Below are 14,891 nucleotides of genomic sequence, written 5' to 3' on the forward strand. Positions count from 1 at the left end.
GGTCAGCTCCTTTCCAAGTCCTGCGATTTCTGCTTTGCGTTTTTCTTCTGTGCCTTTTCCTTGTCTGCTCTAAGCTGCGCCCGGATAGAGGGCTTCTTTTCCGGCTTCGCTCCCTTGCCGCGCTCCTTGTCGGCTTTGACAGCATTAGCCAGGTCAACAAGGGAAATCTGCTCGCCCGCTTTTACCTTTGCTTCCAGTTCGTCAACGGTAGGGGTGTTGTTGATGATACCGTCAATCATGTTCCCGTTCTGCTCTGTGGTCTGCTCGGCGGTTTTCAAGGGATTGTCCCGCTGCGCCTGTTCTGCGGCAACGGCAAACGCCCGCGTCCCATTCCCCATAATCAGATACTTTCCGTCGTCCGACTGGTGGTGAAAGCCATATCCGGCGGCTTCTATCTGCTCCCGGCTCATGGCGGTCACATGGAAAGTCCCCCTCGGTGTTTTGACAGTTTCGCCCGTTTCCAAGTCGTCCGGGGTAAGCTGCTTCTGCTCCTGTAAAAACTCCGGCACTTCCCGGAAACCTACACTGTCAACGAAATGCGCCGCGTCCTGTCCGTCCTGATGAAGCACTACCACGTCCGAAACGGAAAGGCTGTGTCCCTTAAAATCTTTGGGGTGGTCGATATTGAAACGGGTGTAAATATCTTCAAGGGAAGTTTCCGGCGCAAGGGGCGCGGAATAGACAAGCTCATAGTTTGCCCTGTCAACCACATTTCCCGCCGCCTGCAGGCGGTCGTAAGGCTCAAAGCGGAAATCCCTTGTTTCGTCCCCGCCTTTTATCTGGTAAATGGAAAAGGTGTCTTTGCCCTGTCCGGCGGTCTTTGCCGTTTCCTGTGCCTTTGCGTAAAGTTCTTTTACCTCTGCCTGTGTCAGTTCCCCGGCGTTCAGTTGCCCCATAAGCTCGCGGCATTTTTCGGGTGTGCCGATATACAGAACGTCGCCTATTTGGGCTTTCCCGTCCTCCTGTGGAACGTATGCTTGCAGAATAGAAAGATTTTCCCGGCTGTCGCTGCGGGGGTTCGCGTGTACTTGATAGATGTACTCCTGTGGGGGCTGCGCCTGTGCCGCTTCCTTTTGGCTGCGGATATGCGCCCGCAGTAAATCAGTGGGCTTTTCCCCGGTAAGGGGCTGAATGGATTTCACATAGTCTGCCGCATAATAGGCATTATTGGTTAGCTGCCGCTGCCATGCTTCGGCTTTGGGTGACCACCGAAAACCATTGCTTTTCAGTTCTGTCCGCGTCGCTTCGTCGGGCTTCCCGTCAAAAAAGATTTGCAGACGGTTTGCTTCGGTGTTTGCTTCCACTCTGCCGCCCTCAAACTCCCAACCGACAAAACCGATTTCTTTTGTCTGTGAGAGGGATTTAATGCGGTCTTTGACGCGCCGGATTTCTGCGTTGTTGTTGGATAACGCCCATGACGCGAAAGGCTTATCCCCCAAATGCCATTGGCTCGACATATCCGCTTTCAGCTTTTCAAGCTGCTCCGGCGGTAAATGCGGGCAACCGTCAAGGGTCTTATGCTTGCGGTAATAGGCGTTGACTGCTTTCATGGTTTCCTGTGATTTTTCCAGTCCCGCAAGTTTCTTTTGGAGTTTCTCGACTGCTTGCGGGTCGTCCGCGCTGATACCGCCCATTCCTGTACTGCGGATTTTATCAAGCAAGCCCTGTATGTCCCGGTATTCCTGCATATTCCGGTCAGTGGCGGCGTTCTGCTTTTCTTTCTTCCTTGTGGGGAAGTTGGAACCTCCGGCAATCAAGATAGAGGGAACGCGCCCCGCAATTTCATAGCCCTTGTTCATATTCGCCGCCAGTTTCCGGGCATAAGTGTCAAGCAGACTGTCAATCTTTTCATGGTACATAGGGTCAACACGTTTTTTCTGCCGTTCTGCGATTTGTACGGCTTCGTCAATGTAGCTGCGGTATTCTGCCGTTGCGCTGCCCGGTTTGTAATCGTAAAAGCTGCTCATATCCTTTGCGTGGCGGGCGGCGGTTTCGTTGATAGAATAGTAGGGGGCGGCGGCTTGCTGCGTTTCCTGTGCTGTGGCGGTTTCCTGTGGGGCTTCGCTGCGGGTTTCCTGTGCTGTGTCCGCTTGTTTCTGCGGGGCTGCTTCGGGCTGCTCCGGCGCGGGGGTTTCCGGCGGCTCTGTTACTGCTTCGGGCTGCGCCTGTGCCTGTCCTTTTGCCTGTTCCTTTTGGATTTCCGCAAAATGTCCGTCAATGGCTTCAATCAGCTTTGCAGCGGTGCTTTTGATGATTTCAAGAGAGCTTTTCAGCTCGGCAAGTTCCCGTCCGCTGCTCCACCCGGCGACATAGCCGAAAGAATAGTCCGACGTGTCAAGCCCGTAATGTTGGCAGACGGTAAAGGCGATACTTTCAGCCTGTACCTCGCGGGTGCGGCGGTCGGGGCGTTCCGGCGCGTCGATAGCGGTATCATGCAGCGTCGCATGGGCGATTTCATGGATAGCGGTCTTGATATTCTGTAATTCGCTCATGCCCTCGTTGATAATGATTTTTCTTTCCTCATAGTTGCAACGTCCCTTTATGCTGCCTGTCAGTTCGTCAAAGCCAACGGCAAAGGGCGACGTTTTTTCAAGGGCGGCGAAAAAATCCGGGTACTGTTCCACATTGCCCGTCAACTCGGCGGCAAGGGTGGGCAGCTCTTTTCCCTCGGTCTGCGCCACGTCAAAGACGGAAACGACAATAAACTTTGGTATCTTGATTTCCTGTACTTCGGTGACAGGCTTTCCGTCTGTGCCGATTATGGGCTGCTGCGTGTCCGGGTCAAGTTTTTCTACCCGCTTCCGTATGGTCTTTTCGGTAGGGGCGATAATCCGTATTCCCTTTTCATCTGCCTTTACATGGCGGTTGATAAGCGGGTCTTTCCATGCGTTGAAGCCCATGACATGGGTAGCGTCGGGGGCTTGCATGGCGATTAAGACAGTGTTCCGCAAGCTGTACGTCGGAAACTTTGACATGACGCGCAGATAGTCCGCATAGCGTTCACTGTCAAACAGTTCCGTAATGCCGCGTTCCAGGTGGGCGGCAATCTCTTTCAGCTTCCCGTCGGAAGTGTCGGCGGTAGGGATAATCGGGATAACCGGGCGCGGCTCGGCGGCAAGGGCGGGCTGCATTGCGGCAGCGTCAAAATCTTCTTTTTCCGGGTCGGGGCGTTCTGGCTGCGGGGGCTGTGGCGTTACCCGGTATTCCTGTGGAACGTCGCGCCCGTCGTACCATTCTGTAAAGGTGTTGCGGTTGTTGTAGATATAGCCCTTTTCGGTAAACATACCGTCGTCGTTAATGGAAGCGTCCCGCCCGTATTCCTCATACATGAAATACCGTTTCACTTCGTCGGATAGCTCCGGTTCTTCCAGTTCGTCAACCAGATAATGCCCGTATTCTTCTTCACTGTGGACGGACGGATAAAGCCAGTAGCAGTCAAGGTTTTGTGCAAGGTTGATGATGTCCTGTAAGCTGTCGGCATGGTCGCCGTATTCAATGGCTGCAATGAATTTCTCCCGGTCGTCGTCAAACTGCATTTCCAAGAGCTTCCCTAAATAGTTCAGCTCGTCGGGGTGGGAATACTCGCTTAAATGTTCCGTCAAGCCGGGGATAGGGGATTGAAATTCTGTGAAATGCCATTCCTCGTAGTGCTTGAAGTCAATCCCGATACGGTCAAAGACTTCTTTCAGATGTTCGGCAGTCGTGGGGAACGTCACCCATTCGCCCGCGGGTCTGCCCTCGGTGTACTTCCCAAGATTGGAAAGATAGCCGCTTAAAATCGGTTCTGCCATTTGTTCGCTCCTTTCTTCGTTCATCATGCGGTGCATAAGCTCAAAATCTTCAATGCTCATGCTCCCGTCAAATACATAGGGGTCAAAATCCTCTCCGTCCCGGTAGGGCTTTTCGGAAAAGGGAAGCCCCGCTTCATGGGCGGCGGCTCTCGCTTCCTCGATAACCTCCGGGGGAAGCCTGTCGTCATGCGCCCCGATAAAACCGTCAATGTCGTTCATGCTGTTTTCGTAGTGGTAGCGCACTCCGGCGGTCAGCTCGTCAAGGCTCATGTCCTCGCCTAAATGCCCGCAATAGTAGCCGTTTAGGATAACGGCGGCGGGGTCGGTGCTTTTGATTTCCTCTAACCGGCTCCTGTCCTCCGGGTAGAGGGTGTCGTCCATATCAAGATGAAAATATTCCGCGTTCCATGAACGCCCCTGTTTCCAGAACGCTACCCACGCGATACCGTCCCTAAGCTCGTCTTGATAGTCCTTTACGGTGTCCCGTAAACTTGCCATAAATGAAAACCTCCTTTCTCTGCGTCAGCGTCATAAGCTGCATTTTTTGGCTGCATAGCCTACTACGGTACACCCGCATTTCTGCCAAAGATTTATGAAAATTTTCAGAGGGTGAAGCCCTCCGCAAAAAGAGGGTTTGGGAAACTTCCCAACAAGCAAAATCCCCGTCCGGCGCGTCAGCGGCAGGACAGGGATTTACGGAAGTGGGTACCCGCTTCCTATGCTTGCTATTCAAGTTTTTAGTTCTTCTGTACTTCGATACGGTAGTTGACGTATTTCCCGCCAGTGTCAGCCAAAACGATAGTTCCGTCGTAGGTCTTGCCTGTTTTCGGGGAGTAGAGCTTCTTCACATTCGCCTTGCCGGATTTAAGGAGCGCGGCGGCAATCTTCGCGGAAAAAGCGGTCTTGCGTTCCTCGAAAAAGCGGTCATTCTTCCACATGGCAAAGGCACATTCTTTGTTGCTGCAATAATAGTTTTTCTTCCCCTCATGGACGGGAGAGCCGCAACGGGGGCATTTGCCGACAGAGGGCTTTTCCTCCCGGAACAAATCCTTTTTTCCGTCAAGTGCTGCGGCGTGTGTCCGCACAAGCTCCCGCGCCATAGCTTCAATGCCGGACAGAAATTCGCCGGGGTCTGCGGCTCCCTTTGCTATCTGCGTCAGATTGTTTTCCCATTCTGCGGTAAGCTGCGGGGAAGTGAGCATATCCGGCAGCACTGATATAAGGGCGGCTCCGTTCTGCGTGGGGATAAGCTGCTTCCCCTTGCGCTCTGCAAAGCCGCCCTTTACCAGTTTTTCAATGACGGCGGCGCGGGTGGCGGGAGTGCCAAGCCCCCGGCGTTCCGCGTCCGGGTCGGTGTCCCCGTTCCCGGCTCGCTCCATAGCAGAGAGAAGCGACGCTTCGCTGTGGGGCTTCGGCGGCGTTGTGGTATGCTCCGTTATTTTTGCGGGGGGATTTTCAAAGCCCTGTCCCTCGGAAAGCTCCGGCAGCGTTGCGTCTGCATTTTCTCCGTCCTCTGCTTCGGGCTTATCTTTCAGCGTCGCCCGGTATCTGCGTTCAAGCTCTTTCCAACCGTCCGCAAGTACGGTCTTTCCCCTTGCGGTGAAGTCTGTCCCGGCGCATGAGAAAACCGCCGTAACCGCTTCAAAGATATGCGGCTCGGCGGTGGCAAGGAGCAGACGCGCCCCCGCAAGGGTAAGGATATTTTTCTCGCTTTCCGGCAGCGCGTCTGGGTCAGCCTTTGCAAGCTCCATAGTGGGAATGATTGCGTGGTGGTCTGATACTTTTTTACTGTCTAATACCTTTGCAACCTCCGGCGTGAAATTTACGCCCGCCATAAAGGGGAGCTTGTCACAAAGCAGCGTGATAATGCCCGCTGCGGTGCCGCCCATGTCGTCAGTAAGAAAGCTGCTGTCCGTCCTCGGATAAGTAAGAAGCCGCTTTTCATAAAGGGATTGTGCAAGGTCAAGGGTCTGCTTTGCGGTGTAGCCGAAAATGCGGTTCGCTTCCCGCTGCAAAGAGGTAAGGTCAAAGAGCTTTGGCGGGGCTGCGGTTTTCTTCTCTCTGGTAAGGGAAACGCATACCGCCTTTCCCGCTTCGCAAGCCCCTTTCAGCGCGTCGGCTTCTGCCTTGTCCGAAATCCTTTCGCTTGCCGCGTCCGCGCCGGATAAATCAAGGCGCACATGATAATATTTTTCTTTCTGGAAATGGGAGATAGCCGCGTCCCGGTCGGTGAGCATTTTTAAGGTCGGGGTCTGGACGCGCCCCACGTTCAAGGTTTTTCCATACAGGCAGGAGAAAAGCCGGGTGGCGTTAATGCCGATAAGCCAGTCAGCCTTTGCGCGGCAGAGGGCAGACGCAAAGAGCGCGTCATAGTCCCGCCCGTCTTTGAGGGAAGCAAAGCCCGCCTTAATCGCCCCGTCCTCCATTGAGGAAATCCACAAGCGGCGCATGGGCTTCTTGCAGCCCGCCGCTTCATAGACGAAGCGGAAAATCAATTCACCCTCGCGCCCCGCGTCACACGCATTTATCACTTCGGAAACGTCGGCGCGGTGCATAAGCTCTTTTAGGGTTTTGAATTGCTTCCCCTTGTCCGGGTCAACGGTGTACTGCCATTCCTCCGGCAGAATGGGTAAGCTCTCAAAACTCCATTTTTTATATTGCTCCCCGTAGGCGGCAGCTTCCGCAAGCTGTACCAAATGCCCGACGCACCATGAAATGAGGTAGCCGCCGCCCTCGATATATCCGTCTTTCTTTTCCTTAACGCCAAGCGCGGCGGAGATAGTCTGCGCCACGCTCGGCTTTTCTGCAATCACAAGTCTAAGTGCCATGAAAAAAATCCTCCTTTCATCGTTCCGGCTCGCTTGCCTTTTTCTTCTGTACCTGTTTCAGACAGTAGCCCACACAAGGGAGCTGCCCTTTGTACGGGCAGGAAGCGCAAGCCGGGGAATGGGGAACGGGCGGCGCATTGTCACGCCGCCCGCCCTGTCTTTGTATCATCATCTTTTCAAAGGGATTGTCGGTAAACAGGGTCATGCTTCCTCGTCCTCCTGTTCTTCATCAGAAAGCCCGTCCCCCTCGTCCTCGTCGTAATCGTCAAAATCGAAATCTTCAAGGTCGGTGTCGCCCTTGACGCTCTGCTTCGGTTTCATAAACTTAAAATAGTAGAGTGCGCCCCCGCCGCCAAGAAGTGCCACGACAAGGAAAAACATAAGCCCGCCTGTATTGCCTTTTTCTTTGGGCGGCTCCGTCGGTTCCTCGGTTTCCGGCTCCGCTTCCTTGCCGCTGCAAGCGGTCATGTTGTCCTTGCAGACGGGGCAGCTCACATTTACTTTCCCGGCTTCGCATTTATCGGTGCAACTGCAAACGGCGGGCGGGGCTGCTTCGGTGCTTCCGTCCTCCATAAGTGCTAAGAGGTCGGCTTCGTCCACTTGATTAAGGAAATGTACGGTGTCCTCGCCCTCGTCGTCCCGGTCAATGAGGATATAGAAGTAATTGCCGTTTTTGGTCGTTACGGTGATAAGCTGCTTGTTGCCGCCGAAATCGTCTACAAGGGTCGCGTTCCCGTCCGGGGTAAGGGGTTCTTCCTTTTGGGGTTCCTCGTAGACAACGCCGCTGTCGTTGGTGTCGTCCTCTCCCTCCGGGGTCTGTGCAAAAGCGGTGACGGAAAAGCCGCCCATAAGTACAAGGGCGGCGCAAAGTGCGGTCAAGGTTCTAATGATTTTCTTATTCATTCTCGGTGTCCTCCATTTCTTCGTTGTCATGGTCTGCGGGTTCTGCGGGGTAGCCCGGCGCGGCTTCCATGCCCGGAATACCGCCCCCGGAAAGCATAGCGGAAAGCTCATGCGGGGAAAGGCGCATGGAGCGCACAAGCTGTACGATTTGCAGGTTTTCCGCTTCGGTTTTCTGCGCTTCAAGCCCCCTTAATCTGTTCTGGTACTCGGTGATTTTCTCGCGGGTCTTTGCAATCTCTTTGTCGATACGTTCAATCTTGTTCATAGCCATAAATAAATTTCTCCTTTCAGATTTTCAGTGTTATGTTTGTTTTTAGTTCCAGTTCATCAGCCCGTAGCCCTTGATACAGGAGTAATTGACGGGGTAGCTCTTTATCTTGCAGGCGTCGCCGGAATTGCCCTCGACGGTATAGACGCGCTCCCCGTCCGTTCCGATAACAAGCCCCACATGGTCTGCGCTCCCGTCCCCGTCCCAGTCGAAAAAGATAGCGTCGCCGGGGGCGATATTCTCATAGCCCCTCGCGCCCCATTGCCCGCGTGACTGGAACCAGGGTACGCCCTGTGACTGGCACCCGGCAAAGCGCGGCTCGCTCTTTCCGGCTTGATTGTAGCACCATGAAACGAAACAGGCGCACCATTCCACGCGGCTGTTAAATCCGTACCAACTCCAAAAGGGTCGCCCGCCCACGTTGCCGACTTGCCGCTTCGCAAGGTCTACAACGGCGGTGTTGCCGGGGCGTGTGCCGTTTACAAGCTGTACGCCGCTTAAATCCTCGGACGCGCCCATATCGGGGGAGCCGCCGCCAAAAATCAGCGGCTTGTTTCCGCTTGTTTCCAGATAGACGCGGTACATTTCAAGCTGCTGTGGCGTTAGAAGTTCCTCCGCAATCTCGGAAATGGGCTTGTTCGTCAGCTTCACGTTGAGGATATGGTACTCGTAGGGTACTTCCTCGGTGGTCGTTTCCCCTGTTTCCGGGTCGGTGCTTGTTTCTGTGCGGTAGCGGATTTCCGTTTCTTCCGTCAGCGTCAAGGTGTACTGCATGGCAAAGACGCGGTTTAGTTCTGCCTGTGCGCTCTGCGGGGTGTAGGTCTGTAAAAGGGCGGTGAGGTAGGACGCTAACTCATGGGGGTTATGCCCGATACTGTCAAGGTCATAGCGGTATTCGTCATAGCCGGGGTGGGTGCTTTCGATATTGTCAATCTGCTGCTGAAGCTCGTTTTCCTTTGCGGCGTAATTGTTCTCCGTCGCCACAAGGTCGCTGTCCTCCGACGTGTAGGAAGTCCCAAGTATGCCGTTCATCAAGCCGGAGAACATGGAACCGCAAGAGGAAAGCCCCGCCGATACCATGATGAATAAGAGCAGCGCGGCAACGGCGATACATACGCCCGCCGGGTGCCGCCCTACAAAAGCGATTGCCTTTTTTGTTTCCTCGGCGGTCTTTTTTGCCGCCTTGCGGGTGTTCTCTGCGGCTTTCTGCGCCGTTTTTGCGCCGCCTTTCCTTGCTGCCTTTGCATACTGCCGCTTGATTTGCTGCTTCTGCATGAAGCGGGAAAGGGGATTGTTCGCAATCTGCGGATTGTCATGCAGGGCTTTATGGTACTGGAAATCCACATTCGCCTTGAACGCCGCTTTCTCTGCCTTTGCCGCCGCCCGGTAGGGTTTCAGCTTGTGGCTGCGGTAGCCCTCCTTGACTTTCCGCGCCCCGTACTTTGCGCCGCGCTCCGCCAGTTCTTCGGATTTGTGCGCCCCCTCAACGCCGGAATTGTCCTTTTCAACGGAATGTATCTTGTTGTGGACGAAAATACCCGCTTCCTGTGCGGGGCGGGATAGCGGGTTATTGTGGGGCTTATTCTTTCCTATGGGCTTTTCCCGTTCCTCAAAGCGTAGGCGGGTCTTGCCTTTCCCGGTAGCTTCGTCAAAGGTGCGCTCCCGTACAAGTTTCTTTTCTTTGGGGATAGCCGCCTTTGCCGCGTCCAGACGGTCGGCTGCTTTGTCCGATTTTCGGATATACTTTTCAAGCTCCGGTGTTGCCCGTTCCTCGTCGGTAAACTGCAAGCGGGAAGATTTTTCTTTTGCTGTGGCTTCTGCCTGTGCTTTCCTTGCCGCCTTTTTGCTCGCCTTTCTGGTACGCGCCCCGTCGATACGCTCCAAGACGCGCTCGGCTGCTGCGGTGTCCTGTTCCCGTTCTGCCCCCGGCGCATGGGGAAGCGGCGGCGTGTCGGTTAAGGGCGGGGGAGCTGTGCCGCCCGGTAGGGGCTGCGCTGCCTGTTCCGGCTGCTGCGGTGCTTCGGTCTTTGCAAAGTCCGCGTCCCTTATCCGCTTGCTGATACGTTTCTTTTTCCCGGTGGCGGCGTTTACCTCGACAGCCCCCTCGCGGGTCATTTTCTGCGTGACTTTCTCACGCGCTTTATACTGTTTTATTTTTCTGTCCCTCCAATCCGCGCCCTTGCAAGGGCGCAATACTCGGTGTTTATCTCAATGCCTATATAATGCCTGTGAAGCTGCCTTGCGGCTGCCCCCGTCGTGCCGCTGCCGAAAAAGGGGTCAAGCACAATGCCGCCTTTCGGACAGCCCGCCTTGATACAGGTTTCGGCTAACTTCGGCGGGAACGCGGCGAAATGCCCGCCCTTGTAGGGAACGGTATTGATAAGCCACACGTCCCGCCTGTTCCGCATGGTCGGCATGAGGGCTTCGTCGTAGTAGCTGCCGCTTCGCGCCCGGTTCAATCCTTGTACGTTCCCCTGTCCGGGTACTTCGTCCGCATATTTCTGTCCCGCGCTGCGCCCGGTGCGGTACCGCGCCGCCGTTGTGGGGGCTAACGGCTCGGCTATGGCGGCTGCGTCATAGAAATATTTCTTTGACTTCGTAAGCAGAAAGATATGTTCATAGCAACGGGTAGGGCGGTCTTTCACGCTCTCCGGCATGGGGTTTTCTTTCTGCCAGATAATGTCGCTCCGTAAATACCACCCGTCAGCGCGTAGGGCAAAAGCTAAAAGCCAAGGGATACCGATTAAGTCCTTTTGTTTGCAGCCGGAAACGCGGTTGTTTCTTGCAATCTGCTGTCCGTTTCTGCCTTTCGGGTTCTTCGGGTCTGCATGGTAGCCTTTATTTCCTGTGCCGCAGTAGGTGTCCGCGATATTCAGCCAGAGCGTACCGTCAGAACGCAGTACCCGGCGCAGTTCGCGGAAAACCTCGGTCAGCCTGTCAATGTACTGCTCCGGCGTGTCCTCCCGCCCAATCTGCATATCAAGCCCGTAATCCCTAAGCGCATAGTAGGGCGGGCTTGTGACGCAACAGTGTACGCTTTCCTCTGGAAGCTCCCGCAAGGCATAGAGCGCGTCCCGGTTGATGATTGTGTCAGTTTTCAGCCCGTTCATGCTTCGCCCACTTCCTCCGGCTTCGTCGTCATTACCCGGTATAGCTCGGTGTCTTTCGGGAAGCGGTCTACAAAGGGCAGCACCACGTTCCCGTAGAAGATAAGCCCCTCGCCCGCTTCGGTGTGGGTGACATACTTCATCTGCTGCGGGGAGATATTGAGCTGCTTCGCAAGGATAGCCCGGTCGCCCGCCGCCTGATTGAGCATGAGGACAAAATCAGAGTTTTCAAAGATATTTTCCACTTCGCGGGAAGCAAGCAAATCTTTGACGTTCTGCGTAATGGCTGTGGGTATGCCGCCCCATTTGCGGAAACGCTTCCAGATTTCAACGGAATAGGCGGCGGTCTGTTCCTCTTTCAAGAGAAGATGAAATTCGTCCATAAAATACCGGGTGGATTTCCTTTCTGCCCGGTTGACGGTGACGCGGTTCCATACCTGGTCCTGCACAATGAGCATACCTAACTTTTTGAGCTGCTTCCCAAGCTGCCTGATGTCAAAGCAGACAAGGCGGTTTGAAAGCTCTACATTCGTCCTGTGGTTAAAGACGTTAAGGCTCCCGGAAACATACAGCTCCAACGCCGCCGCGATACGCGCCGCTTCCGGCTCCGGCTGCTTCAAAAGCTCGTCGTAGAGGTCGCCCAAAATCGGCATTTTCTCCGGGGCGGGGTCTGCAAGGAAAGGGCGGTACACGTTCCTAACGGCGCGGTCAATGACGGTCTTATCGACGGGCTGCAAGCCCTCCTTGCCGCCTATGACAAGCTCGCAGAGGGAGAGGATAAAGTCGGATTTCAGCGCAAGGGGGCTGTCGTCCTCGCTGTAATTAAGGTTAATATCCATAGGGTTCACATACTGGGGCTTCCCGTCAATGCCCTTGCCCGTAGGCGACAAGCGTATCACTTGCCCGTCAAGCCGCTGCACAAGGGAAAAATACTCTGCTTCCGGGTCGCAGATGATTATGTCGTCGTCGGTAATGAGGAAAGCGTTTGTCATTTCCCGTTTGGCTGCAAAGGATTTCCCGCTTCCCGGCGTACCCAAGATTAAGCCGTTGGGGTTCTTTAGCTGCTTGCGGTCGCAGAGTATCATATTGTTAGACAGGGCGTTTAAGCCGTAGTACAAAGCCGCGCCCGTCTGGAAAAGCTCCTGTGTGATAAAGGGGATAAAGATAGCGGTGCTTGACGTGGTAAGCCCCCTTTGAATGGGGATAAGGTTCTCCCCAAGCGGTACAGAGGACATAAGCCCCGCTTCCTGTTGGTAGTCAAGGCGGGTTAGGGCGCAGTTGTTCTTCTGTGCTATGCCCGCCGCCGCGAACACGTCATTTTCCAGTTTCCTTTTTGTGTCTGCCATGTTCACCACAAGGAACGTCAAGAGGAACATTCTTTCATTCCGGCTCTGCAAGTCCTGTAAGAGATTTTTTGCTTCGCTGCCGAAAGTGGCAAGGTCGGACGGGATAATATCCATGTCATAGCCGCTGCGCACCGCTTTTTTCTGTTCCTCGATTTTCATTTTGTCAAGGTCGGTTATCTTCCGCTTGATTGTCTTTATGGCTTCGGTCTGGTCGATACTGTGGATATGCAGATTGACGATAACGCCCGTTTCCAAATCCAGAATATCCGATAAGATACGGTCGTTTAATTCCGGCGCAAGGATTTCAAGGAATGAAACCGCGCCGATTTTGCGCCCCATGCGGAAATAACGCCCCTCGCCAAAACGGAAAGAGGACGGGGCGATAAAGTCCTTTGTGGAAAGCCCGGACGGGGCAAGCCATGAAAAATCAAAGGCAAACTGCCCGCCCTCCGGGTGGAAAATGCCATGCAGCATTTTAAGGCGTTCATAGCCTGTCATGGGGCGGGCAGCTACGCCCAAGAGCTTAAAGTTGTTCAGTACGTCCGTTTCGATACGGGCAAGGCGGGATTTCGCCGCGCCCAGACTGTCGGCTTCAATGGCAAAGGTGATATATTTTGCCTTGACAAGCCCGTTGTTGCCCTTTGCAAGCTGGTTTTTCAGCATATCCCGGTATTCTGTGCGGATAGAGTTGAAAGCGTCCTCCTGTGCCGGGATATTGACCGCTTTTTCCGCTTCGCCCCGCTGCGTCCCCTGATTGATGAAAGAGAGCTGCACCGAAACGGAAGCGTCAAAGTAGTTGAGGAAATCGCACCAGTTCTCAAAAATGGCGGTCTTGTCGTCCGCCTGTGCAAGCTGATAGTTAATATCTTCAAAGGCGACGGTCTTTGAGTATTTGCGCTCCGTAACCTTGCAGATACCGTCCGGGTACATCTGGATATAGGGGATTGTCTGCTGCGCGGTGTGGGCTTTCCCGTCGCCCTTTGCCTGTCTGATGATTTCCGCAATCTGCTTTTTCTCGGCGCGGGTGAGCTTGCGGGGCGGGTTAGGCTTTGCGCTTCCCGCCGCGCTGTTTCTTCGTGTTTCCTTTTGCAATCGCTGATACCTCCTTTTCAAGTTTTCTCTGCCGTTCTAAGACGGAATAAAGGTTGTCTGTCCTGTATGGTCGTTCTTTGGGGGCTATGAATTTCGTCTGAATGATGTTCTTCACCACCACTTCAAGGGGCTGTCCATGCTTTTCATACATGGCGAACAGGAAACAGGGCAGCATGACGGCAATCATAGCCATAGACGCAAGGCTTGTGCCTGTGCTGTCTTTGAGCAGAAAGAAAAGCGGCAAGCCGAACAGGAGAGCCGCCGCAAAACATACAATCTGCCGTTTGGTAAGGTTGAACGCTACTTTTGTCTTGACTTTGGATAAGTCTTTGGGTACGGGTACATACGCCAAGTGAAAACCTCCTTTCTCTGGGTTTGGTGTTGCTGTAACTTCCCATAAAGGGTAATCAAGGCAAAGGTCAATCTATGCCCTTTGCCCGCCCGTATTATATGGGGGTTATCCGCGTCAAGGTCGGGTCGTATTTTCGCCGCTTCGCTCTGAAAATCTCCACCCTCCCCTTGACACGCCGCTAATGCGCGGAGAATATCGACTTCGCCAGTGCGCCGGATTTGAACAGGGAAAAACAGAGGATAACGGTATAGGCTGCAAGGGAGAATATCGCGCTGTGCAGGTTGTCCGCTATTACCATGTTGTTCACCAGTACGGCGTAAATGCCGACGCATATCATTATGAGGAAGCCTTGAAAACCGATAGCGAACAGGGATTTTAGGTAGTTGTTTCCTATCTGCCCCCATTCCCGGTTCGTCATTGTTGCAAACGGGATAGGCGATACCGAACAGTAAAGGTAAATCTCTATCATGCGCCCGTAGAGAATAACGGTTATCAGTACGGACATGATTTTCATGCACAAGCTCACAAGGCTTGTTTCCATGACAAGTAAGAGCAGTTCGGGGATTTCCATAGCGTCAAGCCCGCTCTGCATGGAAGCAAGGGCGGCGGCAACATCAATCTCTGTGTTGCCGCCGATTACCCCCGCCGCGCCGGAAACAACGTGCTGCGCCATATCGAACACCGCCATAGTGATGTCAAAGGTGTGAGTCACAAGGTAGACTGCCACAAACGCCTTGAACACCCACTTGAAGAACATGGAAGTGTCAACGTCGTGCATATTGTTCTTTTCCGTTACCATGCTGATAAGCTCATAGCATAGGACGTAGGTAATGACAAGCCCCGCAATGGGTACGATTACATTCTCACTAAGCGTCTGTATCATGGAGAATATATTTGCGTTCCACCCTTGCGGGGTCTGCCCTACCTCTGCGGCGATAGTGCCGACTTTTTCGTTCACGTCCCCGAACATAGTTGACAGATTACCGTTTATGGCTCCTATGAGGATTTCCTTTATCCATTCGTTAATCGCGTCAAGTATGCTCTGCATAAGCCTTTACCCGCGCTTCTTAACCGAACAGCCCGGAAAGCAGCGGTACAAGGGTCATGCCGATAAGGGCAACGCCGCCGCCCGCCATAAGCTGTTTCATCCCCAATTAGGTGTAAAAACTCTGCTCGATGGCGGGCGGCGGCGTACAAAAAATCT

General features: G+C 54.0%; 10 protein-coding genes and 1 pseudogene. All 11 read right to left on the bottom strand.

Features of this window, described 5'->3' with window-relative positions; all coding sequences use genetic code 11:
- Nucleotides 1-2: 2 nt before the first annotated feature.
- Nucleotides 3-4,289, bottom strand: coding sequence for an antirestriction protein ArdA (locus DW835_RS08000; RefSeq protein ID WP_097771229.1), 4,287 nt, complete (start codon nucleotides 4,287-4,289; stop codon nucleotides 3-5).
- A 239-nt stretch (nucleotides 4,290-4,528) separates the two neighbouring features.
- Entirely contained in the window at nucleotides 4,529-6,619 is a 2,091-nt protein-coding gene (locus DW835_RS08005; RefSeq protein ID WP_097771230.1) for a DNA topoisomerase 3, read from the bottom strand.
- Between the two features lie 16 nt (nucleotides 6,620-6,635).
- The gene (locus tag DW835_RS08010; protein WP_097771231.1) at nucleotides 6,636-6,824 is read right to left on the bottom strand and encodes a hypothetical protein; all 189 of its coding nucleotides are present in this window, start codon (nucleotides 6,822-6,824) and stop codon (nucleotides 6,636-6,638) included.
- Nucleotides 6,821-7,522, bottom strand: a complete 702-nt coding sequence (locus tag DW835_RS08015) for a DUF4366 domain-containing protein (protein WP_097771232.1) — start codon at nucleotides 7,520-7,522, stop codon at nucleotides 6,821-6,823. Before DW835_RS08015 ends, DW835_RS08010 begins: the two co-directional genes overlap by 4 nt.
- A complete protein-coding gene (locus DW835_RS08020; RefSeq protein WP_016289910.1) occupies nucleotides 7,515-7,793 on the bottom strand; it encodes a DUF4315 family protein in 279 nt (92 codons plus the stop codon). The genes DW835_RS08015 and DW835_RS08020 overlap by 8 nt, the downstream gene beginning before the upstream one ends.
- 42 nt (nucleotides 7,794-7,835) lie before the next feature.
- A complete protein-coding gene (locus DW835_RS08025; protein WP_097771233.1) occupies nucleotides 7,836-9,905 on the bottom strand; it encodes a CHAP domain-containing protein in 2,070 nt (689 codons plus the stop codon).
- 35 nt (nucleotides 9,906-9,940) lie between these two features.
- Entirely contained in the window at nucleotides 9,941-10,900 is a 960-nt protein-coding gene (locus DW835_RS08030; protein ID WP_097771234.1) for a site-specific DNA-methyltransferase, read from the bottom strand.
- Nucleotides 10,897-13,335, bottom strand: a complete 2,439-nt coding sequence (locus tag DW835_RS08035) for a VirB4-like conjugal transfer ATPase, CD1110 family (RefSeq protein ID WP_118398078.1) — start codon at nucleotides 13,333-13,335, stop codon at nucleotides 10,897-10,899. Before DW835_RS08035 ends, DW835_RS08030 begins: the two co-directional genes overlap by 4 nt.
- The gene (locus DW835_RS08040) at nucleotides 13,286-13,687 is read right to left on the bottom strand and encodes a PrgI family protein (RefSeq protein ID WP_118398081.1); all 402 of its coding nucleotides are present in this window, start codon (nucleotides 13,685-13,687) and stop codon (nucleotides 13,286-13,288) included. The genes DW835_RS08035 and DW835_RS08040 overlap by 50 nt, the downstream gene beginning before the upstream one ends.
- 178 nt (nucleotides 13,688-13,865) lie before the next feature.
- Nucleotides 13,866-14,735, bottom strand: a complete 870-nt coding sequence (locus DW835_RS08045; protein WP_118398084.1) for a VirB6/TrbL-like conjugal transfer protein, CD1112 family — start codon at nucleotides 14,733-14,735, stop codon at nucleotides 13,866-13,868.
- Between the two features lie 19 nt (nucleotides 14,736-14,754).
- Nucleotides 14,755-14,838, bottom strand: a pseudogene (locus DW835_RS08050) (Maff2 family protein); the annotation flags it as partial.
- Between the last annotated feature and the right edge of the window lie 53 nt (nucleotides 14,839-14,891).

Origin of the sequence: Clostridium sp. AM34-9AC, assembly GCF_003480225.1 — a bacterium.
GTDB lineage: Bacteria > Bacillota > Clostridia > Lachnospirales > Lachnospiraceae > Acetatifactor > Acetatifactor acetigignens.